The sequence below is a fragment of the Modestobacter italicus genome (genome assembly GCF_000306785.1).
Taxonomy (GTDB): domain Bacteria; phylum Actinomycetota; class Actinomycetes; order Mycobacteriales; family Geodermatophilaceae; genus Modestobacter; species Modestobacter italicus.
Map to the genome: position 1 here is coordinate 4,319,860 of NC_017955.1, position 21,802 is coordinate 4,341,661.

General features: G+C 72.0%; 18 protein-coding genes and 2 rRNA genes. 8 read left to right on the forward strand and 12 right to left on the reverse strand.

Annotation, left to right across the window (positions count from 1 at the left end; genetic code table 11):
* Positions 1-5: 5 nt before the first annotated feature.
* Genes MODMU_RS20465 through MODMU_RS20480 form a run of 4 tightly spaced genes read right to left on the reverse strand, consistent with a single transcriptional unit; the run spans position 6 to position 5,329 of the window.
* A complete protein-coding gene (locus tag MODMU_RS20465) occupies positions 6-542 on the reverse strand; it encodes a CinA family protein (RefSeq protein WP_014742291.1) in 537 nt (178 codons plus the stop codon).
* Positions 539-1,228, reverse strand: coding sequence for a CDP-diacylglycerol--glycerol-3-phosphate 3-phosphatidyltransferase (pgsA, locus tag MODMU_RS20470; protein WP_014742292.1), 690 nt, complete (start codon positions 1,226-1,228; stop codon positions 539-541). Before pgsA ends, MODMU_RS20465 begins: the two co-directional genes overlap by 4 nt.
* Positions 1,229-1,268: 40 nt before the next feature.
* The gene (locus tag MODMU_RS20475) at positions 1,269-2,741 is read right to left on the reverse strand and encodes a MiaB/RimO family radical SAM methylthiotransferase (RefSeq protein WP_014742293.1); all 1,473 of its coding nucleotides are present in this window, start codon (positions 2,739-2,741) and stop codon (positions 1,269-1,271) included.
* Between the two features lie 59 nt (positions 2,742-2,800).
* Positions 2,801-5,329, reverse strand: a complete 2,529-nt coding sequence (locus MODMU_RS20480) for an FtsK/SpoIIIE family DNA translocase (RefSeq protein ID WP_014742294.1) — start codon at positions 5,327-5,329, stop codon at positions 2,801-2,803.
* A 108-nt stretch (positions 5,330-5,437) separates the two neighbouring features.
* Between MODMU_RS20480 and MODMU_RS20485 the strand changes: the two genes are divergently transcribed.
* The 3 genes from MODMU_RS20485 to MODMU_RS20495 all read left to right on the forward strand — a co-directional run bounded on the left by MODMU_RS20485 (position 5,438) and on the right by MODMU_RS20495 (position 8,711).
* Complete coding sequence (locus MODMU_RS20485) at positions 5,438-7,381, forward strand: S9 family peptidase (protein WP_014742296.1); 1,944 nt, start codon at positions 5,438-5,440, stop codon at positions 7,379-7,381.
* 113 nt (positions 7,382-7,494) lie between these two features.
* On the forward strand, positions 7,495-8,031 hold the full coding sequence (locus MODMU_RS20490) for a sigma-70 family RNA polymerase sigma factor (RefSeq protein WP_041795493.1): 537 nt from the start codon (positions 7,495-7,497) through the stop codon (positions 8,029-8,031).
* On the forward strand, positions 8,028-8,711 hold the full coding sequence (locus MODMU_RS20495; protein WP_014742298.1) for an anti-sigma factor family protein: 684 nt from the start codon (positions 8,028-8,030) through the stop codon (positions 8,709-8,711). Before MODMU_RS20490 ends, MODMU_RS20495 begins: the two co-directional genes overlap by 4 nt.
* Positions 8,712-8,754: 43 nt before the next feature.
* On the opposite strand, the gene MODMU_RS20500 is transcribed toward MODMU_RS20495, so the two are convergent.
* The 5 genes from MODMU_RS20500 to thyX are packed head-to-tail and all read right to left on the reverse strand — an operon-like array spanning position 8,755 to position 13,556.
* Positions 8,755-10,461 carry a ribonuclease J gene (locus MODMU_RS20500; RefSeq protein WP_014742299.1) on the reverse strand — a complete coding sequence of 569 codons (1,707 nt, stop codon included), beginning with the start codon at positions 10,459-10,461 and terminating at the stop codon, positions 8,755-8,757.
* Complete coding sequence (gene dapA, locus MODMU_RS20505) at positions 10,458-11,354, reverse strand: 4-hydroxy-tetrahydrodipicolinate synthase (protein WP_014742300.1); 897 nt, start codon at positions 11,352-11,354, stop codon at positions 10,458-10,460. The genes MODMU_RS20500 and dapA overlap by 4 nt, the downstream gene beginning before the upstream one ends.
* A gap of 9 nt (positions 11,355-11,363) precedes the next feature.
* Positions 11,364-11,942, reverse strand: coding sequence for a dihydrofolate reductase (locus MODMU_RS20510; protein WP_014742301.1), 579 nt, complete (start codon positions 11,940-11,942; stop codon positions 11,364-11,366).
* Positions 11,942-12,763: a thymidylate synthase gene (locus MODMU_RS20515; RefSeq protein WP_014742302.1), complete on the reverse strand. Its 822-nt coding sequence runs from the start codon at positions 12,761-12,763 to the stop codon at positions 11,942-11,944. The genes MODMU_RS20510 and MODMU_RS20515 overlap by 1 nt, the downstream gene beginning before the upstream one ends.
* Positions 12,764-12,803: 40 nt before the next feature.
* Complete coding sequence (gene thyX, locus MODMU_RS20520) at positions 12,804-13,556, reverse strand: FAD-dependent thymidylate synthase (protein ID WP_014742303.1); 753 nt, start codon at positions 13,554-13,556, stop codon at positions 12,804-12,806.
* 147 nt (positions 13,557-13,703) lie between these two features.
* Between thyX and MODMU_RS30155 the strand changes: the two genes are divergently transcribed.
* From MODMU_RS30155 to MODMU_RS20530, 3 genes are all read left to right on the forward strand, one after another.
* The gene (locus MODMU_RS30155; protein WP_269454043.1) at positions 13,704-13,838 is read left to right on the forward strand and encodes a hypothetical protein; all 135 of its coding nucleotides are present in this window, start codon (positions 13,704-13,706) and stop codon (positions 13,836-13,838) included.
* 97 nt (positions 13,839-13,935) lie between these two features.
* On the forward strand, positions 13,936-14,430 hold the full coding sequence (locus MODMU_RS20525) for a toxin-antitoxin system HicB family antitoxin (RefSeq protein WP_014742304.1): 495 nt from the start codon (positions 13,936-13,938) through the stop codon (positions 14,428-14,430).
* Positions 14,431-14,444: 14 nt separating this feature from the next.
* A complete protein-coding gene (locus MODMU_RS20530; protein ID WP_014742305.1) occupies positions 14,445-15,263 on the forward strand; it encodes a DUF4097 family beta strand repeat-containing protein in 819 nt (272 codons plus the stop codon).
* Here MODMU_RS20530 and MODMU_RS20535 read toward each other — a convergent pair.
* Complete coding sequence (locus MODMU_RS20535) at positions 15,233-16,507, reverse strand: winged helix-turn-helix domain-containing protein (RefSeq protein ID WP_014742306.1); 1,275 nt, start codon at positions 16,505-16,507, stop codon at positions 15,233-15,235. The two genes, MODMU_RS20530 and MODMU_RS20535, sit on opposite strands and share 31 nt — an antisense overlap.
* 65 nt (positions 16,508-16,572) lie before the next feature.
* Between MODMU_RS20535 and MODMU_RS20540 the strand changes: the two genes are divergently transcribed.
* Both MODMU_RS20540 and MODMU_RS20545 read left to right on the forward strand, forming a co-directional pair.
* Entirely contained in the window at positions 16,573-17,184 is a 612-nt protein-coding gene (locus MODMU_RS20540; RefSeq protein WP_014742307.1) for a GNAT family N-acetyltransferase, read from the forward strand.
* Positions 17,181-17,846: a DUF2461 domain-containing protein gene (locus MODMU_RS20545; protein WP_014742308.1), complete on the forward strand. Its 666-nt coding sequence runs from the start codon at positions 17,181-17,183 to the stop codon at positions 17,844-17,846. The genes MODMU_RS20540 and MODMU_RS20545 overlap by 4 nt, the downstream gene beginning before the upstream one ends.
* A gap of 406 nt (positions 17,847-18,252) precedes the next feature.
* On the opposite strand, the gene rrf is transcribed toward MODMU_RS20545, so the two are convergent.
* Positions 18,253-18,369: ribosomal RNA gene (rrf, locus tag MODMU_RS20550) — 5S ribosomal RNA — on the reverse strand.
* A gap of 172 nt (positions 18,370-18,541) precedes the next feature.
* Positions 18,542-21,667, reverse strand: a 23S ribosomal RNA gene (locus MODMU_RS20555).
* Between the last annotated feature and the right edge of the window lie 135 nt (positions 21,668-21,802).

Genomic DNA, 21,802 nt, shown 5'->3' on the forward strand with positions numbered 1-21,802 from the left:
TCCGCTCATGGCGTAACACCGGCGCGGCCCGGGTGGTTCCCGGCCGGCAGCGGGTGCTCGTCGAGCCGCTCGAGCAGCCGCAGCAGCGCGGTCTGCACCGCGCCGGCGCGCACCTCGGCGCGGTCGCCGGGCAGGTCGAGCTCGTGGACGACGGTGAGCAGCCCGTCGCTGAGCCCGAGGTAGACCCGGCCGGGGGCGTGACCGTCAACGGGGTCGGGGCCGGCGACGCCGGTGAGCCCGACGCCCCAGGTCGCCGCGCAGCGGACCCGGATGCCCTCGGCGAGCGCCGCGGCGGTGCGCTCGCTGACCGGCCCGTGCTCGGCGAGCAGGTCGGCCGGTACCCCGGCCAGCGCCGTCTTCAGGTCGGTGGCGTAGACGACCGCACCACCGCGCAGCGTGCCGCTGGCGCCGGGCACGGAGGCCAGTGTGGCGCAGAACAGCCCGGCGGTGAGCGACTCGGCCGCGGCCACGGTCTCCCCGCGGGCGAGCAGCCCGGCGTGCACCCGTGCCGCGGTCGTCGGCTCGGCCGGTGGCAGGCTCACGCGGCGTCGTCCCGGCGGGTGCGCCCGGGTGCGCTGTCACCGCCGGCCGCCGCTCGACGGGCCTCAGCGGCCTTCAGGGCCCGCGCGCTGGTGCGCCGCAGGGTGAGTGCCCGGTAGACGTAGTCGATGCCGGTGACGACGGTGAGCACCAGGGCGGCCGCCATGACCCACCAGCGCAGCGAGGCCAGCACGCCGGTGAGCGGCAGGATGTAGAGCCCGATGGCCAGCGCCTGCAGCACGGTCTTGGCCTTGCCGCCGCGGCTGGCGGCGATCACCCCGTGCCGGATGACCCAGAACCGCAGCAGGGTGACCCCGACCTCGCGGACCAGGATCACCACGGTGACCCACCAGGGCAGCAGGCCGAGGATCGACAGCCCCAGCAGCGCCGTGCCGGTGAGCGCCTTGTCGGCGATCGGGTCGGCGAGCTTCCCGAACTCGGTCACCTGGTTGGTCCGGCGGGCGATCATGCCGTCGTAGCGGTCGGTGATGATGGCGCCGGCGAAGAACAGCGTGGCCCAGACCCGCCGCCCGTCGTCCATGCCGCCGTCGGAGAGCAGCAGCAGGGCGAACAGGGGCACGACCGCGAGCCGGAAGAGGGTCAGCGCGTTGGGCAGGTTGACCAGCCGCACCGACTGCGGGGGTGTCGCCGCCGGGTCCGCCGAGCCCTCGGGCACCACGGCGCTCATCCGGTCCCCTCCGGTGGGCTCGCCGGCGCGCGCACGTCCGTCAGACCCCGGCTGCCGCGAGCGCCGGCACGACGGCGCGGGCCAGCAGGTCCACGCCCTCGGTGTCCACGACCGTCGCCGTCACCAGCTGCCCGGCCACCGTACCGGCGGGCACCCCGGCGACCGTGGTGGTGCCGTCGGCGTCCGGGTCCTGGTGGGCGGCGTGCCCGGCCCAGGTGCCGGCCCCCTCGGCCTCGGCGAGGTCCTCGGTGAGCAGCACCTCGACCGTGGTGCCGATGCGGGCCTCCGCGCGCTGGGCGGTGAGCTCCTCGACCAGGTCGGTGATCCGCCGGACCCGGGCGTCGATCTCGTGCTGGTCGAGCTTGCCGGGCAGGCCGAGCGCCTCGGTGCCCTCCTCGTCGGAGTAGCCGAACACCCCGACGGCGTCGAGCCGGCCGGCGACGAGGAAGCGCTCGAGCTCGGCGACGTCGTCCTCCGTCTCCCCCGGGAACCCGAGGATGACGTTGGTGCGGAAGCCGGCCCCGGGGGCGAGCGCGCGGGCCCGCTCGATGATCCCGAGGAAGTCGTCGGTGCCGCCGAAGCGGCGCATCCGGCGCAGCAGGCCCGGCGAGGAGTGCTGGAAGGACAGGTCGAAGTAGGGCGCGATGCCCGGTGTCGCGGCGATGACCTCCAGCAGCCCCGGCCGGAGCTCCGCCGGCTGCAGGTAGGCCACCCGGACCCGGGCGATGCCCGGCACCGCGGCCAGCTGGGGCAGCAGCTTCTCCAGCGAGCGCAGGTCGCCGGCGTCCTTGCCGTAGGAGGTGGAGTTCTCGCTGACCAGCACGATCTCGGTGACGCCCTGGCCGGCCAGCCAGTGGGCCTCGCCGAGCACCTCGCCCGCCGGCCGGGAGACGAAGGCGCCGCGGAAGGCGGGGATGGCGCAGAACGAGCAGCGTCGGTCGCAGCCTGAGGCGATCTTCAGCGCCGCCGAGGGGCCGACGGCCAGCCGCTTGCGCTTGAGCCAGTCGTGCCCGGGGATCGCCGGGGCGTCGTCGGTCGCGACGGCCGCGGTGCGCTCCACCGGGCTGATCGGCAGCAGGGTGCGCCGGTCGCGCGGGGTGTGCGGCACGAGCGGGCGGCCGCTGAGGACGTCGTCGAGCCGGTCGCCGATCGCGGTGTAGTCGTCGAAGCCGAGCACCGTGGCCTCGGGCAGCGCACCGGCGAGCTCGGCGCCGTAGCGCTCGGCCATGCAGCCCACGGCGATGACCTCGGCACCGGAGTCGGTCGCGGCGAGGATCGCGTCGACGGAGTCCTTCTTCGCGGTCTCGATGAACCCGCAGGTGTTGACCAGCACCGCGTCGGCGTCGTCGGCGTCCTCGACCAGCTGGTAGCCGTCGCCGGCCAGCCGGCCGGCGAGCTCCTCCGAGTCGACCTCGTTGCGGGCGCAGCCGAGGGTCACCACCGCCACGCGGCGGGGCGCGGCGGCGGGGGGCTGCCCTTCGAGGGACGTCAGGGGGAGGGGCAGAGCTGGCACCGGCTCATCCTAAGCGCCGTCCGCCCCCCGGCCGGGGGGCGCACCAGCCAGGTCCTCGCTCACAGCTGCCCCCCGCGGAGGGTGAACATGACCGACTCCAGCTCGTCGGGCTTGATCAGCACGTCCCGGGCCTTGGAGCCCTCCGACGGCCCGACGATGCCGCGGCTCTCCATGAGGTCCATCAGCCGGCCGGCCTTGGCGAAGCCGACCCGCAGCTTGCGCTGCAGCATCGAGGTGGACCCGAACTGGCTGGTGACGACGAGCTCGACGGCCTGGACGAGCAGCTCCAGGTCGCTGCCGATGTCCTCGTCGATCTCCTTCTTCTCACCGGCGGCGGCGGTGAAGACCTCTTCGCGGTACTCGGGCTCGGCCTGCCGCTTGGTGAACTCGACGACCGCCTCGATCTCCGCGTCGGAGACGTAGGCGCCCTGGACCCGGATCGGCTTGCCCGCACCGATCGGCAGGAACAGGGCGTCGCCCATGCCGATCAGCTTCTCCGCGCCGGGCTGGTCGAGGATGACCCGGCTGTCGGTGAGGCTGGAGGTGGAGAACGCCAGCCGCGAGGGGACGTTGGCCTTGATCAGGCCGGTGACGACGTCGACCGAGGGCCGCTGGGTGGCCAGCACCAGGTGGATGCCGGCCGCGCGGGCCTTCTGGGTGATCCGGACGATCGACTCCTCGACGTCCCGCGGGGCGACCATCATCAGGTCGGCGAGCTCGTCGACGATCGTGAGGATGTACGGGTAGGGCTGGTAGACGCGCTCGCTGCCGGGCGGGGCGGTGATCTCGCCGCGCTCCACCTTGCGGTTGAAGTCGTCGATGTGCCGCACACCGGTGGCCCGCATGTCCTGGTAGCGCTGCTCCATCTCCTCGACCAGCCAGGCCAGCGCGGTGGCGGCCTTCTTGGGGTCGGTGATGATCGGCGTGATCAGGTGCGGGATGCCGTCGTAGGGCGTGAGCTCGACCATCTTCGGGTCGACCAGGATCATCCGCAGCTGGTCCGGGGTGGCCCGCAGCAGCAGCGACGTCAGCAGCGAGTTGATGCAGCTGGACTTGCCGGCGCCGGTGGCGCCGGCGACGAGCAGGTGCGGCATCTTCGCCAGGTTGGCGCAGACGAAGCCGCCCTCGATGTCCTTGCCCAGCCCGACCAGCATCGGGTGCGGGTCCTGCTTGGCCACCTGCGAGCGCATGACGTCGCCGAGGCTGACCGTCTCCCGGTCGGTGTTGGGCACCTCGACGCCCACCGCCGACTTGCCCGGGATCGGGGCGAGGATGCGGATGTTGTCGTTGGCCACCGCGTAGGCGAGGTTCTTGGTCAGCGCGGTGATCTTCTCGACCTTGACCGCGTTGCCCAGCTCGATCTCGTAGCGGGTGACCGTCGGGCCGCGGGTGTAGCTGGTGACGGCGGCGTCGATGTTGAACTGCTCGAGCACGCCGGTGATCGCCTCGATGGCGACGTCGTTGGCCTTGGACTTGGCGCGCGGCGGGGTGCCCGGGCGCAGCACGCTCACCGAGGGCAGCGTGTAGGTGCCCTCGACCGGCTCGATGCGGAGCTGCTCGGGCTCCTCGATGGGCGGCAGGTCCTCCGGCGGGGCGGTCCGGTCGACCGGCATCGGCGCCCGGCGGGCCGGGGCGGCGGCCACCGGGACGGCCTCGGCGGCCGGCTCGTGCGCGACCGCCTGCGGGGCCTCGGCGTAGGCGGCGTGGTCGATGACGCCGGTGTCCAGGGTGTCCTGCACCTCGGAGGCGGCCGACTTCCGGCCGCGCCGGGCCTTCGGCGCGGGCTCCTCGTCCTCGTCGTCGTAGAACTCGAGGTCGTCGTCGTCCTCGTCGTCCCGGCCGAGTTGCCGGTCGGCCCACTCGCGGAGCCGTTCGGGCACCTGGTGCACCGGGGTGGCGGTGACGACGAGCAGCCCGAAGAAGGCCAGCAGGACCAGCAGCAGCACCGTGACGACGCTGCCCAGGCCCGCGGTCAGCGGGCTGCCGACCGCCCAGCCGAGCAGGCCGCCGGCGCCGGTCCGGTCGTCCGGGCTGACGTCGGGGCCGGTGACGTGGGCGATGCCGACGACCGCGGCGACCACGCTGGTCCAGCCGATGACCAGCCGGCCGCGGGCCTCGGGGTGCGGCGGGTGGCGGAGCAGCCGCAGCGCGACCAGGAACAGCACGACCGGCAGCGCGGCGGTGAGCCCGCCGATCGCCCACCGGACGGCGTCGGCCAGCCCGGCGCCGACCGGGCCGATCCCGTCGGTCCAGGTCGCGGCGCCGAGCACGATGGCCAGGCCGAGGACGGCGAGACCGACCCCGTCCCGCCGGTGCTCGGCGGCCAGCGGCTCGGCCTCCTCGGGCCGGGCGACCGACCGGGCGACCGCGCCGGCGCCGCGGGCCAGCAGGCCCCACGTGCCGGTGGCACCGCGCCACAGGCTGCCGGCGAGGGTGCTCTGGGTCCGCTTCGGGGCCGGTCGCCGGGCGGCGGTGGAGCCGCGCTTGGCCGGGGGGCGCTTCTTGGCTGCGGTGCTGCCGGAGCGGGGGCGCGTGGAGCCGCTCCCACGCGCCGGCGCCCGGTTCGACGTCGACGCGCGAGCAGGCATGCGTCAGACGGTAATCCGGTCGGGTGCTCCCGCGGCCCATCTGGTGCCGCGTGTCCGGCGCGGACTCAGCCGGGACCCAGGCTGGTCAGGGCAATTACGGTCTGGTCCGTGACCGACTCCCCGCGCACCCTCCCCCACGGCAGCTGGCCGACGCCGATCACCTCCGAGCTGGTCGTGCGCGCCGCGGCCCGGCTCGGCGAGGTGGTCGTCGACGGGGACGACGTCTGGTGGGCCGAGGGCCGGCCCAGCGAGGGTGGTCGCACGGTGCTGGTGCGGCGCGGCCCCGACGGGACCACCACCGACCTCCTCCCCCCGCCGTGGAACGCCCGCACCCGGGTGCACGAGTACGGCGGCGCGGCGTGGACCGTCGCCGGGGGCACCGTCTGGTTCACCCACTACGCCGACCAGCGGCTGTACCGGGTGGACCCGGGCAGCACCGAGCCGGTCGCCGTCACCCCCGAGCCGGAGGTCCCGGCCGGTGTCCGGTTCGCCGACCTGTCCGCCGACGGCGACGGCGTGCTGGCCGTCCGGGAGACGCACACCGCCTCGGGCCTGGCCGCCGAGGTTGTCCACGAGGTGGTCCGGGTAGCCGCCGACGGCGCGGTCGAGGTGCTGGTGAGCGGGCCGGACTTCGTCTCCGACCCGCGGCGGGCGCCGGACGGCGTGACGCTGGCCTGGCTGCAGTGGGACCACCCGAACATGCCCTGGGACACCGCGCAGCTCGTGGTCCGGGCCGCCGACGGCACCGACCACGTGCTGGCCGGCGGCCCCGGGCAGTCGGTCGTCCAGCCGGTGTGGGGTGCCGACCTCTCGCTGTGGTGGCTCGACGACCGCACGGACGTCTGGTCGCTGCACCGCCGCCGGCCGCACGGCGAGGTGGAGCTCGTGCTCGACGCGGGCAGCGACATCGCCGGCCCGCAGTGGGTGTTCGGGCAGAGCCGCTTCGCGCTGCTGCCCGACGGCCGGGCGGTGGTCGCCTACGGCCGGGACGGCGCCGACCGGCTCGCCGTGGTGGGCACGGACGGCGAGGTGCGCGAGCTGCCCTCGGAGCACGCGTCGTTCGGGCAGCTGCGCGCGGCCGGGGACGCGGTGGTCTGCGTGGCGGGCGGGCCGGCCTCCGAGCCGGTGGTGCTGCGAGTGGCGCTGGACGGCGCCGCGGAGGTGCTCCGGCCGGCCCGGGAGCTGGGCGTGGACCCGGCCTGGTTCTCCCGCCCGGAGCACGTCACCTTCCCCACCGACCCGCGGGACTGCGGGGTCGGCGAGGCGCACGCGCTGGTCTACCCGCCGACCAACCCGCAGGTGGTCGGACCCGACGACGAGCTCCCCCCGCTGCTGGTGCTCGTGCACGGCGGCCCCACCTCCGCCGCCCGGTCGGTGCTGGACCTCGGCGTCCAGTACTGGACCTCCCGCGGCTTCGCCGTCGCCGACGTCGACTACCGCGGCTCCACCGGCTACGGCCGGCGCTTCCGGGACGCGCTGCAGGGCCGCTGGGGCATCACCGACCTGGACGACGTGGTGGCCTGCGCACGGTGGCTGGCCGAGCAGGGCCGGGTCGACCCCGCCCGGCTGGCGATCCGGGGCGGATCGGCCGGTGGCTACACGACGCTGGCGGCGCTCACCTTCCGGCCGGGCGTCTTCGCCGCCGGCGCCAGCCACTACGGCGTCGCGGACCTGGCCGCGCTCGCCGCGGACACGCACTCCTTCGAGTCCCGGTACCTCGACGGGCTGATCGCGCCGTGGCCCTCCGGCGCCGACGTCTACGCCGCCCGCTCCCCCATCCACCACACCGACGCCCTCGACACCCCGCTGGCGGTGTTCCAGGGCGACGAGGACCGGGTGGTGCCGCCCGAGCAGGCGGAGATGATGGTCGCCGCGCTGCGGGAGAAGGGCGTCCCGCACGCCTACGTGCTGTTCGCCGGCGAGCAGCACGGCTTCCGGAAGGCGGAGAACATCCGGGCCGCCCTGGACGGCGAGCTCTCCTTCTACGCCCAGGTGCTCGGCTTCCAGCTGCCCACCGAGGAGGGCATCACCCCGATCGAGGTCGTCCGCTGACGTCCCGTCCCGGGATCCACCTCTGCCGGCGGTGAACGGATCGGCCGTCGGCGACGTATGCCCTCGGACGACGTCCGCCCGGAGGCGTCCCGAGGGCGGGGGGAGGAGCGGTGATGGCGCGTCAGCGAGGGCCGGCCCCGACCGAGCAGCTCGACGTCCGCGCGGCCTACGCCGCCCACGGCCCCGAGCTGTACCGCTTCGCGCTGCGCCAGCTCGGTGACGGCGGGGCGGCGCAGGACGTCGTCCAGGAGGTCTTCCTGCGCGCCTGGCGGGCGTCGGACTCCTTCGACCCGCAGCTGGCCAGCCTGCGCACCTGGTTGTTCGCCATCGCCCGCAACGTGGTGGTGGACGAGGCGCGGCGGTTCGCCGTCCGGCCGTGGCAGCGCGAGCTGACCGACGGCACCGACCTCCCGGCGGACCCGGGGCCGAGCACCGACGAGCGGCTGGTGGACGCCTGGGTGGTGGAGGAGGCGCTCCGCCGGATCGGTGCCGAGCACCGCGCCGCGATCGTGCAGACGCACCTGCGCGGCCGGCCCCATGCCGAGGTCGCCGCCGAGCTCGGGATCCCCGTCGGGACCCTGCGCAGCCGGGTGTTCTACGGGTTGAAGGCCTTGCGCCTCGCGATGGAGGAGATGGGAGTGGAGCCGTGACCGACCTGCCGCAGGACGCCCACCGGAGGCTGCGGGAGCAGCTGGGCGTGTACGCGCTGGGCCACGGCACCCCCGCCGAGCGCGCCGCCGTCGGCGCCCACCTCGACGGCTGCGCCTCCTGCCGGGCGGAGTTGGCCGAGCTGGCACCGCTGGTCGGGCGGCTGGCCGACGTCGACCCCGACCGGCTCGACGACGTCCCCGGCCCGCCGCCGGGGCTCGGCGAGGCCGTGCTGGCCCGGATCGCCGCCGAGGGCCCGCGGCCGGCCGACCTCGCCGCCCGCCGGGCCCGCCGGACCCGGCTGCAGGTCGCGGTCGCCGCGGTGGCCATCGCGGCCGCGGCCTTCGGGGTGGGGTGGCTGGCCCGGCCGGTCCCGCCCCAGCCCCCGCTGGAGGCGGTCGCCGTCCAGGTGGACCGGGCGGGCGTGACCGCCACCGCCGCCGTCGTCCCGCACACCTGGGGCGTCGAGGTGAAGCTGTCCGGCTCCGGCTTCGCCGCCGGGGAGGTCTACCGGCTGACGGTGCGCGACGACGCGGGCCGCGAGGTGGCCGCCGGGGAGTTCGTCGGGGTGGGCGCCCAGCCGCTGAACTGCAACATGAACTCCTCGGTGCTCCGGCAGGACGCCGCCGGCTTCGAGGTCGTCGACTCGGCCGGTGCGGTGGTGCTCCGCTCGGACCTCTGAGTCGTGGGCCGGCCGGGACCACGGGGCCCGGCCGGCCCCCGGCTCAGACCTCGAGGACGGTCGGGATGATCATCGGGCGGCGGCGGTACTTGTCCGACACCCACTTGCCGACCGTCCGGCGGATCACCTGGGACAGCCGGTGGGCGTCGACCTGCTCGTCCTCCATCGCCCGCTTGAGCTCCTTCTCGACCAGCGCGAGCACCTCGGTGAAGGCGCTCGGGTCGTCGGAGAAGCCCCGGGTGGACAGGTGCACCGGCCGGACGATGGTGCGCGTCGAGGGCTCGATGACCACGGTGAGCGCGACGAACCCCTCGTCGCCGAGGATCCGCCGGGCCTGCAGCGACTCCTCGCCGACGTCGCCGACGTTGAGCCCGTCGACGTAGACGTTGCCGATCGGGACGCTGCCGACGATGGTGGCCTTGCCGTCGACCAGGTCGACGACGACGCCGTCCTCGGCGAGCAGGATCCGGTCGGCGGTCATCCCGGTCTGCTCGGCCAGCGCGGCGTGCGCCCGCAGGTGCCGCCACTCGCCGTGCACCGGCATGAGGTACCGCGGCTTGGCCACGTTGATCAGGGTCCGCAGCTCACCGGCGGGGGCGTGCCCGGAGACGTGCACCATCGCCGTCTCCTTGTGGATCACCGTGGCGCCCAGCCGGGCCAGCCCGTTGATCACCTTGTAGACGGCGGTCTCGTTCCCGGGCACCAGCGAGGACGCCAGGATGATCGTGTCGCCGGCCTCGATGGTCACCTGGTGGTGGTCGCCGCGGGCCATCCGGCCCAGCGCGGACAGCGGCTCGCCCTGCGAGCCGGTGCTGATCAGCACCACCTGCTCCGGCGGCATCGCGGTCGCCTCGTCGAGCTTGACCATCAGCCCCGGGGCGACCCGGAGCAGGCCGAGGTCCTGGGCGACGCCCATGTTGCGGACCATCGAGCGGCCCACCAGGGCCACCTTGCGCTTGTGCTTGACCGCGCAGTCGAGCACCTGCTGGATGCGGTGCACGTGGCTGGCGAAGCTGGAGACGATCAGCCGCTGGCTGGCCCGCTCGAAGACCGAGTCCAGCACCGGGCCGATGTTGCGCTCGGAGGTGACGAACCCGGGCACCTCGGCGTTGGTCGAGTCGGCCAGCAGCAGGTCGATGCCCTCGACGCCCAGCCGCGCGAAGGCGCCCAGGTCGGTGAGCACGCCGTCCAGCGGCAGCTGGTCCATCTTGAAGTCGCCGGTGTGCACCAGCGTCCCCGCCGGGGTGTGCACGGCCACGGCCAGCGCGTCGGGGATCGAGTGGTTGACGCTGATGAACTCGCAGTGGAACGGACCGGCCAGGTGGTCGTCGCCGGCGGCCACCTCGACCAGCACCGGGTCGATCCGGTGCTCGCGCAGCTTGGCCTTGACCAGCGCGAGGGTGAACCGGGACCCGACCAGCGGGATGTCGGCGCGCAGCCGCAGCAGGTAGGGCACCGCCCCGATGTGGTCCTCGTGCCCGTGGGTGAGGACGACGGCGGTGATGTCCTGCAGCCGGTGCTCGATGACCCCGAAGTCGGGCAGGATCAGGTCGATGCCGGGCTGCTCGGCCTCGGGGAAGAGCACCCCGCAGTCGATGACCATCAGCTGGCCGTCGAACTCCAGCACGGCCATGTTGCGGCCGATCTCGCCGAGCCCGCCGAGGGCCATCACCCGCAGGCCGCCCTTCGGCAGCGGCGGCGGGGCCTTGAGGTCGAGGTGCGGCTGCACGGTCAGGGAGGAGGTGGTCACAGGGTGACGCCTCCGGCGGCGAGGTCCATGCGCAGTTGCTCCAGCTGTTCGGGGGTGGCGTCGACGAGCGGCGGGCGGACCGGGCCGGCAGGCAGCCCCAGTGCGCGCAGCGCCGCCTTGACCAGGATGACGCCCTGGGTGCGGAAGATCCCGGTGTAGACCGGGAGGAGTGCCTCGTTCACGGCGCGCCCCTTGACCAGGTCGCCGGACTCCACCGCGGCGACCAGCTCGGCCAGCCGCGGCCCGACGAGGTGCCCGACCACGCTGACCACGCCGACCGCGCCGAGCGCGAGCAGCGGCAGGTTCAGCATGTCCTCGCCGGAGTAGTAGGCGAGGTCGGTGCGCGCCTTGGTCCAGGCCACGGCGCCGAGGTCGCCCTTGGCGTCCTTGACCGCGACGATGTTCGGGTGCTCCGCGGCGCGGACCAGCGTCTCGACCTCGATCGGGACGACGGAGCGCGGCGGGATGTCGTACAGCATCACCGGCAGGTCGGTGGAGTCCGCGACCGCCCTGAAGTGCGCGAGCAACCCGGCCTGCGGGGGCTTGTTGTAGTACGGCGTGACGACCATCAGGCCGTGCACGCCGAGGCGGGCGGCGGACTGCGCCTTCTCGATCGAGTGCGCGGTGTCGTTGGTGCCGACGCCGGCGACCACGGTGGCCCGGTCGCCGACGGCGTCGAGCACCGCCTCCAGCACGGCGTGCTGCTCGCTGTCGCTGATGGTCGGCGACTCCCCCGTCGTCCCGAAGACGACCAGGCCGTCGTGCGCCCGGCGGTCGACCAGGTGCGCGGCGAGCTCCTGCGCCCCGGCCAGGTCGATCGTGCCGTCCTCGGCGAGCGGGGTGACCATCGCCGTCAGGACGCGCCCGAACGGTCGGGCGGGGTCGGTGGTCATGCCAGGAATCTACCGGCCCGCACCGACACCACCGGACTGCCCGGCGCGGGTCCACGCCGCCAGGTGGTCGGCGAGCACGCCGGGCACCGGACCGGGCGCCGCCGACCCGCGGTGGTGGTGCGTCACCCGGAACCGGAGCCCGGCCCCGGACCGGGCCCAGCCGGCCGCCGGGACCCGCGCGCCGGGCAGCCACCCCGCGTCGAGGGCCGGCGCCCAGGTGTCCCCGGGCAGCTGCGCGTCGACCTCGGTGACCACGACCTCGTCGGCGTGCGGGAGCAGCGCCGCGTAGACCTCCCCGCCGCCGATGACCCAGACGTCGCCGTCCAGCGCCAGGACGTCGTCGACCGACCGGGCCACCTCGACCCCGGCGTCGGCGGGGTCGAGGGTCGAGCTGAGGACGACGTTGCGCCGGCCGGGCAGCGGCCGCACCCGCGGCGGCAGCGACTCCCAGGTGCGCCGGCCCATCACCACCGTCGAGCCCAGGGTCAGCGCGCGGAACAGCCGCAGGTCCTCGGGCAGGTGCCAGGGCAGGGCGCCGTCGGCACCGATGACACCGCCGGCGGCCTGCGCCCAGACCAGCCGCAGCATCAGACGGCCACCGCACCCCGGATGCCGGGGTGGTGCCGGTAGTCGACGAGGTGCAGGTCGGCGTAGTCGTGCTCGAACAGCGACGGGGCCGGGTCGATGGTCAGCTGCGGGAAGGGCAGCACCTCGCGGGAGAGCTGCTCGCGCACCTGCGGGAGGTGGTTGGTGTAGATGTGGCAGTCCCCGCCGACCCAGATGAAGTCGCCGGGCTCCAGCCCGACCTGCTGGGCGACCATCTGGGTCAGCAGCGCGTAGCTGGCGATGTTGAACGGGACGCCGAGGAAGAGGTCGGCGCTGCGCTGGTAGAGCTGGCAGGACAGCCGGCCGTCGGCGACGTGGAACTGGAACAGCGCGTGGCAGGGCGCGAGCGCCATCTCCGGCAGCGCGGCCACGTTCCAGGCGGACACCACCATCCGCCGCGAGTCGGGGTCGCGGCGCAGCGTGTCCAGGATGCCGGCGAGCTGGTCGATCGAGCCGCCGTCCGGCGTGGGCCACGACCGCCACTGGACGCCGTAGACCGGTCCCAGGCTGCCGTCCTCGGCGGCCCACTCGTCCCAGATCGTCACGCCGTGCTCCCGGAGCCAGCCGACGTTGCCCTCCCCGCGGAGGAACCACAGCAGCTCGTAGGCGATCGACCGGAAGTGCACCGACTTCGTCGTCACCAGCGGGAAGGCCGCGGACAGGTCGTAGCGCAGCCGCTCCCCGAACAGGCTCAGCGTGCCGGTGCCGGTGCGGTCGGACTTGGGGCTGCCGGTCTCGAGCACCCGGCGGAGCAGGTCCTCGTACTGCGTGTCGACCTGCTGCTGGACGGCGACCTCGGGCATGTCGACTCCTCGTCGCGTGGTGGGGGGTGGGTTGGGGGGATCAGCCCTCGGCGACGAGCGGGCTCGCGGCGACCGCGGTCCCGTCGGCCAGGTCGCTGATCCGGAAGTCGTCGAACACGTGCGGGGCGACCCGCTGCAGCTCCCGCAGGCAGGCCACGGCGAGCTCGCGGATCTCCACGTCGGCGTGCTCGCTGGCCCGCATGGCCACGAAGTGCCGCCAGGCCCGGTAGTTGCCGGTGACGACGATCCGGGTCTCGGTCGCGTTCGGCAGCACCGCACGGGCGGCCTGCCGGGCCTGCTTGCGCCGGAGCGTGGCGTTGGGGACGTCGGCGAACCGCTTCTCCAGCCCCTCGAGCAGCTCCTCGTAGGCGGCGATCGCCGCGTCGGTCGCGGCCAGGAACCGCTCGTGCAGCTCGGGGTCCTCGGCGATCACCGCCGGCTCGACCACCGCGGCGTCCCGCTCGGGCACGTAGCGCTGGGACAGCTGGCTGTAGGAGAAGTGCCGGTGCCGGATCAGCTCGTGGGTCAGCGACCGGGAGACGCCGGAGAGGTACATGCTCACCGTGCCGTGCTCGAGCACCGACAGGTGGCCGACCTCCAGGACGTGCCGCAGGTAGCCCTGGTTGGTCGCGGTCGACGGGTTGGGCTTGTCCCAGGACTGGTAGCAGGCGCGCCCGGCGAACTCCGCGAGGGCCTGCCCGCCGTCCGCGTCGGTCTCCCACGGGACGTCGGCCGGCGGGGTGAACGAGGTCTGCGCGACGACCTGCACCTTCAGCGGGGCGATGGCGGGCACGGCGACGAGCCTACGTCGACGGGGTGGGCGGCTCGACCGGCTCGACGGCGCCCGGTCGCACGGTCCCCAACCGCCCCTCCCGTGCCATCGCGTCGCGACATCACTGTGACGCTCGACATGACGTCAAGGTGGTGTCATGCTGACGTCATGGAGCACGTGAACAACATCCGCGACCTGCAGCAGGCGATGGCCCCGCGGTTCCCCGCGGAGCCGCGACCGCACCTCCGCACGGCCCGCACGCCGCGGCGCCGCCCCCGCTGGCTGGGCGGGCGGTCGCTGTGAGCCAGCCGTCGTCCCCCCGGCCGCACACCCCGGCCGGCCCGGCGCGCCGGGCCGCCCCGCCGCCGTGGATCCCGGGGGTGACGTCACGATGGCGTCCATGGACCTGACCGACTACGTCGACGCGCTGCGCCGTTCCCTGACCACCGCGGCCGCCGCCGGCACCGAGCAGACCCGGGAGACGGCCCGGCTGCTGGGCGACACGATCGAGCCCGCCGTCCGGCTGGCGGTGACCGACGCGCTGTCGGCGATGGCCGCCGAGATCACCGCGGCCTGGGACGGCGGCCAGGTCGACATCCGGCTCCGCGGCCGCGACCCCGAGGTCGTCATCGTGCCCGCGCCCGACCCCGAGCCCGCCGAGCCCGCCGAGGACCCGGCCGGCGAGGGCGACGTCGACGACGACGGGTCGGTGGCCCGGATCAGCCTCCGCCTGCCGGAGTCGGTCAAGTCCCGCGCCGAGGCGGCCGCTGCTGCCGCCGGCATCTCGCTCAACGCCTGGCTGGTGCGCGCCGTCGCCGCCGGCCTCCGCGAACCCACCGACCCACCGCGCTCCGGGCGCGGTCCCCGCCGCTACTCCGGCTTCGCCCGGAGCTGACCGAGGAGCTCCTCGTGACCGTCCGCACCCACCGCATCCCGCTCTCCGACGTCCTCCGCTCGCTCGAGGTGCGGAACGCCGTCGGCTCGACGACCGTCGACGCCGACCCGGCCGCCGAGGAGGTCGTCGTCGAGGTCCAGGCGCTCAACAGCACCGCCGAGGAGCTGATCGACCGGCTGGACCTCATCGTCACCCGCGCCCACCTCCGGCTCGCCGCGCCCGACCGCCGGCTGCTCCGGGCCCCCGCGTTCGCCCTCTCGGTCACCGTGCCGCCGGGCACCGACGTGACCGTCACCGGCTCCTCGGCCACCGGCACGCTGCGCGGTCGGCTGGGCGCGGCCACGCTGACGAGCTCGAGCGGCGACCTGGACGTCGAGCACTGCACGTCGCTGCAGGCCCGGTCGGCCAGCGGGGACGTCCGGGCCGGGCGGGTGGACGGGCCGGCGGACGTGGGCAACGCCTCCGGCGACGTGCGGATCGCCGACGCCGGCGGGCCGGTGCAGCTCCGCACCGCCTCCGGCGACCTGCTCGTCGGCACGGCCGCCACGGACGTCACCGCGCGGACCGCGTCCGGGGACGTGCGGATCGAGACTGCGACCAGCGGCACGGTCCGGCTGACCACGGTCTCCGGTGACGCCACCGTCGGCGTCGCGCCCGGCCTGCGCATCTGGCTGGACGTGCAGACCGTGTCGGGGCGGCTGCGGTCGGAGCTGGCCGAGGACGCACCGGACGCCGGCGGCGCCCAGCTGTCGGTCACCCTGCAGTCGGTCTCCGGGGACCTGCGGCTGCGCCGGGCTGCCGGTCAGCCGGCTGCGCCGCCGTCCGCGGGCTGACCGACCGCGGTCAGCAGGGGGCCGGGGTCGCCGGTCGCGGCGACGGCACCGGTGAGCGCCGGCGCGAGGTCACCGGCGCCGGTGACCGCCACCTGCTCGAGCTCCATCCAGTCGGCCATCAACCGCAGCTCGGCCGCCAGGGCCTCGGCCACCTCCGGGACGTCGATGCCGGGCTCGGCATGGGCGGACTGCACCCGCAGCACACCGGCCTGCCGGTCGGCCTTCAGGTCGACCCGGCCGACCAGCCGGTCACCGAGGAGGAAGGGCAGCACGTAGTAGCCGTGCACCCGCTTCGCGGCCGGGGTGTAGATCTCCAGCCGGTAGCGGAACCCGAAGATGCGCTCGACCCGCGGCCGTTCCCAGACCAGCGAGTCGAACGGGGTGAGCAGGGCCCGGGCGCGGACCCACCGGGGTCGGCGGGCGTCCGGGTCCAGCCAGGCCGGCCGGTCCCAGCCCTCGACCTGGACCGGTCGGAGCAGGCCGCCCTCGACCAGTTCGGCGATCGCCGTCCGGGCGTCGACCACGGGCAGCCGGAAGTAGTCCCGAAGGTCTGTCTCGGTCGCCACCCCCAGCGCGCGGGCGGCGGTGGCCACGAGCGCACGGACGGCGTCGGCCCGGTCGGGGGTTGGCGCCTGCACCACCTCGGGCGGCAGGACGCGCTCGGTGAGGTCGTACACCCGCTCGAACCCGGCGGTGCGGGCCCGCGCGGTGAGGGCCCCGGTGAAGAAGAGCCACTCGAGCGCGACCTTGCCGGCGTGCCAGTTCCACATCGACCCGGGCCGGTCAGGGCGCGGCTCGATCAGCTGGCTGGCCCGGATCGGTCCGCCCTCCCGCACCCGGTCGAGGACCTCGCGCACGTAGCCGGGCCGCTCGCGCTGCAGCCGGACCATGTTGCCCCAGGCGTGTTCCTCGGCGGCGGCCATCCGCCAGCGCAGCTGCGGCTGCAGCCGGACCGGCAGGAAGGACGCCTCGTGCGCCCAGTACTCGAAGAGGTCGTGCCGCCGGTTGGACAGCGCGTCCAGCGCCGTCCGCGGGTACGGGCCCAGCCGGCTGAAGTACGGCAGGTAGTGCGACCGGGACAGCACGTTGACCGAGTCGATCTGCACGACGCCGAGCCGCTCGACCGTGCGCCGCAGCTGCCGGGTGCCGACGTCGCCACCCGGCCGCGGGTCGGCGAAGCCCTGCGCGGCCAGGGCGATGCGGCGTGCGAGCCCCGCGGGCAGGCGCTCTCCGGATGACGTCACGGCCGCGATCCTGCCGTGAGGGTACGACCGTCCCACCACCGGAACCGGACACCTACGCTGCCCCGGTGACACTCCCTCCCCGCCCCGGTCTCCCTGGCCGGGCCGAGGTGTCGGTCCGGCTGGCGCGGCCCGAGGACGCCGAGGCGATCGCGCGGGTCCAGCTGGTGACCTGGCGGACGGCGTACCGCGCGCTGCTGCCGGCCGAGGTCCTCGACGACTGGGACGAGGCCGGCGCCGTCGCCGCGTGGCAGGCCGCCGTCGTCACCCCGCCCACCCCGGGGCACGGCGTGCTGGTCGCGCTGGACGGTGCCGAGGTGACCGGCTTCGCCGCCTTCGGCCCCGCCGAGCTGACCGAGGGCGAGCGCCCACTGCCCGACGGTCCGACGAACGAGGTCACCGCGCTGCTGGTGGAACCTCGGTGGGGCCGGCGCGGGCACGGCAGCCGCTTGCTCGCCGCCGTCACCGACCTGGCCGTCGCGGCGGGTGTCCGCCGGCTGCAGCTGTGGCTGCCCGAGGCGGACGACGTCACGGGGCGGTTCCTGACCGGCGCCGGCTGGGCGACCGACGGGTGGGTGCGCACCCTGGACACCGGGACCTCGACCCTGCGCCAGCACCGCTGGGAGACCCTGCTCGAGGACGTGCAGCCCGAGGCGATCGACGAGCGAGGAGTGCAGTGACGTTCTCCGGTTTCCCCGACGAGGGACTGGTCTTCTACGAGGGCCTGGAGGCGGACAACAGCAAGACCTACTGGACCGAGCACCGGCAGGCCTACGACGAGCACGTCCGGCGGCCGATGCAGGAGCTAGCCGACGAGCTGGCACCGGAGTTCGGCACGCCCAAGCTGTTCCGCCCCTACCGGGACGTCCGGTTCAGCCACGACAAGACGCCGTACAAGACCCACCAGGGGGCGGTGCTCCACCTGGACGGCCGCGGTGTGGGCTCGGTGTACGTGCAGGTCTCCGCCGACGGGCTCCGGGTCTCCGGCGGGTGCTGGCGGCTGCAGCCCGACCAGGTCGAGCGCTATCGGCGTGCGGTCGCGGACGACGTCCAGGGCCCCCGGTTGGAGGCGGAGGTGGCCTCGCTGCGCGGGCGGGACTTCTCCATCGACGGCGACCAGCTCGTGCGGACGCCGCGCGGCTACCCCGCTGACCACCCACGGGTGGCTCTGCTCCGGCACAGGTCACTGCACGCATCGCAGACCTGGGAGCCGGCCGACTGGCTGCAGACCCGGCAGGCGCTCGAACGCGTGCGGGACGCCTGGCGTCACTGCGCCGGCCTCAACCAGTGGCTCGCCGACAACGTCGGTGCGACCACCGCCCCACCCGACCGCCGCCGCTGACCCCGCCAGTTCCGTCCTGACGCATCCAGCCGACAACTGGGCCCAGGCCGTGCTCCATGGCGCGAGAGCAAATGCTCCACCGCACCGCATGCGCTTTGCGGCGCTTAATTACAGCCCCTACGTCGCGGGGCACCGCAGCGATCCCCAGCGCATGTGCTTTATCGCGCTAAAGCACGGTCGCTGCGACACACGGCACCGCACCGCACGTGCTTCCCGGCGCGAGAGCGCGTGCGCTTCAAGCCGCACTGGGCTGCTGGTGCTTTCGCGCGATAAACCACGCCGCGTGGCCGTTGCCGTGGCCGGCGATCGGCGCCCCTGGTGCGCTGCCGCGCTTGCGCGGGATCAGTGCCTGGGCATGCAGAAACGGGGCCACAGCTGATGCTGTGACCCCGTTTCTGGGAGTTATGTCCGGCGGCGTCCTACTCTCCCACCCGGTCCCCCGGGCAGTACCATCGGCGCTGAAAGGCTTAGCTTCCGGGTTCGGAATGAGACCGGGCGTTTCCCTTTCGCCATGACCGCCGTAACACTGTGAAGATGTACCCACCCCGACACCAGCCCTCCCCGCGCGGGGATCGGCTGGTGCCCTGAGTGGGGGAACCGCACCCACCCGACAGGTGGGGGTTTCCGTACCTTCAGAGCTGCACAGTGGACGCGAGACAATCTGAGCAAGACGAGCAATGTTGCTGGATGTATGTGTGGTCAAGCCCTCGGCCTATTAGTACCGGTCAGCTCCACGCATTACTGCGCTTCCACCTCCGGCCTATCAACCCGCTGGTCTGGGCGGGGGCCTTACCCGGTTGACCCGGTGAGAGACCTCATCTTGAAGCGAGCTTCCCGCTTAGATGCTTTCAGCGGTTATCCCTGCCGAACGTAGCCAACCAGCAGTGCTCCTGGCGGAACAACTGGCACACCAGAGGTTCGTCCGTCCCGGTCCTCTCGTACTAGGGACAGCTCTTCTCAAGTCTCTTACGCGCACGGCGGATAGGGACCGAACTGTCTCACGACGTTCTAAACCCAGCTCGCGTACCGCTTTAATGGGCGAACAGCCCAACCCTTGGGACCTACTCCAGCCCCAGGATGCGACGAGCCGACATCGAGGTGCCAAACCATCCCGTCGATATGGACTCTTGGGGAAGATCAGCCTGTTATCCCCGGGGTACCTTTTATCCGTTGAGCGACACCGCTTCCACATGCCGGTGCCGGGTCACTAGTCCCAGCTTTCGCTCCTGCTCGACCCGTCGGTCTCGCAGTCAAGCTCCCTTGTGCACTTGCACTCGACACCTGATTGCCAACCAGGCTGAGGGAACCTTTGGGCGCCTCCGTTACATTTTGGGAGGCAACCGCCCCAGTTAAACTACCCACCTGACACTGTTCCTGATCCGGATCACGGACCGAGGTTAGACATCCAATTCGACCAGAGTGGTATTTCAACGGCGACTCCACGAACACTGGCGTGCCCGCTTCACAGTCTCCCACCTATCCTACACAAGCCGAACCGAACACCAATATCAAGCTATAGTGAAGGTCCCGGGGTCTTTCCGTCCTGCCGCGCGTAACGAGCATCTTTACTCGTAGTGCAATTTCGCCGAGCCTGTGGTTGAGACAGCTGAGAAGTCGTTACGCCATTCGTGCAGGTCGGAACTTACCCGACAAGGAATTTCGCTACCTTAGGATGGTTATAGTTACCACCGCCGTTTACTGGCGCTTGAGTTCTGAGCTTCGCGCACCGAGGTGCACTAACCCGTCCCCTTAACGTTCCAGCACCGGGCAGGCGTCAGTCCGTATACATCGTCTTTCGACTTCGCACGGACCTGTGTTTTTAGTAAACAGTCGCTTCTCACTGGTCTCTGCGACCACCCACCGCTACCCGCAGCACGTGCGTTGACGGTGAATGGCCCCCCTTCTCCCGAAGTTACGGGGGCATTTTGCCGAGTTCCTTAACCACAGTTCGCTCGATCGCCTTGGTATTCTCTACCTGACCACCTGAGTTGGTTTGGGGTACGGGCCGCTAAGAACTCGCTAGAGGCTTTTCTCGGCAGCATAGGATCATCCAATTCGCCTCATTCGGCTATGCGTCAGGCCTCACCCTGATGCCGTGCGGATTTACCTACACGACGGGCCACACCCTTGCACCGGTACTACCACTCACCGGTAGGACTACCTTCCTGCGTCACCCCATCGCTTGCCTACTACCAGTCCGGGTCCCGCGTTCCACCAGATCAGACCCGAAGGTCAGTCACCGGCTTCAGGCGGTCAGCATCGCTGGGTTCAGCATGGGCGTTCTTTCGCGGGTACGGGAATATCAACCCGTTGTCCATCGACTACGCCTGTCGGCCTCGCCTTAGGTCCCGACTCACCCTGGGCGGATTAGCCTGGCCCAGGAACCCTTGGTCATCCGGCGGGGGAGTTTCTCACTCCCCTTTCGCTACTCATGCCTGCATTCTCACTCGTGTGGCGTCCACGGCTGGATCACTCCGCCGCTTCCACCGCCACACGACGCTCCCCTACCCATCCACACACCTGGCCACTGACTCAAGGTCAGAGACGGGTTCGTGTGAATGCCACAGCTTCGGCGGTGTGCTTGAGCCCCGCTACATTGTCGGCGCGGAACCACTTGACCAGTGAGCTATTACGCACTCTTTCAAGGGTGGCTGCTTCTAAGCCAACCTCCTGGTTGTCACTGCGATCCCACATCCTTTTCCACTTAGCACACGCTTAGGGGCCTTAGCTGATGATCTGGGCTGTTTCCCTCTCGACTACGAACCTTATCGCCCGCAGTCTCACTGCCACGCTCTCACTTACCGGCATTCGGAGTTTGGTTGATTTCAGTAACCTTGTGGGGCCCCTAGACCATCCAGTGCTCTACCTCCGGCAAGAAACACGTGACGCTGCACCTAAATGCATTTCGGGGAGAACCAGCTATCACCGAGTTTGATTGGCCTTTCACCCCTACCCACAGCTCATCCCCTCCATTTTCAACTGAAGTGGGTTCGGTCCTCCACGCGGTCTTACCCGCGCTTCAACCTGGCCATGGGTAGATCACTCGGCTTCGGGTCTAGAGCACGCGACTGATCGCCCTGTTCGGACTCGCTTTCGCTACGGCTACCCCACACGGGTTAACCTCGCCACGTACCGCTAACTCGCAGGCTCATTCTTCAAAAGGCACGCAATCACCCCCACGCGTAAACGCGCATAAGGCTCTCACGGCTTGTAGGCACACGGTTTCAGGTACTATTTCACTCCCCTCCCGGGGTACTTTTCACCTTTCCCTCACGGTACTTGTCCGCTATCGGTCACCAGGGAGTATTTAGGCTTAGCGGGTGGTCCCGCCAGATTCACACCGAATTTCACGGGCTCGGTGCTACTTGGGAACAGACCCGGGAGAGACTGAGTTTTCGTGTACGGGGCTCTCACCCTCTACGGCGACCCCTTCCAGAGGCCTTCCACTAACACAGTCTTTTCTGACTCCCTGTGCCCTCGGCAGAGAACACTGGATCGTCCCACGACCCCGACCACACAACGCCTGCCGGCTTGACATGCGATCGGTTTAGCCTCATCCGCTTTCGCTCGCCACTACTCACGGAATCACGGTTGTTTTCTCTTCCTGTGGGTACTGAGATGTTTCACTTCCCCACGTTCCCTCCACACGCCCTATGTGTTCAGGCGCGGGTCACACCACATGACTGGTGCGGGGTTCCCCCATTCGGAAATCCTCGGATCAACGCTCGGTTGACAGCTCCCCGAGGCTTATCGCAGCCTCCTACGTCCTTCATCGGCTCCTGGTGCCCAGGCATCCACCGTGTGCCCTTAACAACTTGGCCACACAAACACCCACGCCCACCCACCAACCCACCAGGGGCTCGCGGATCGGCGCGGGTATCCAGATACATACCTACAAACTTGCTAGATGCTCGCGTCCACTGTGCAGTTCTCAACGTACGGAAGATGACCGTCCA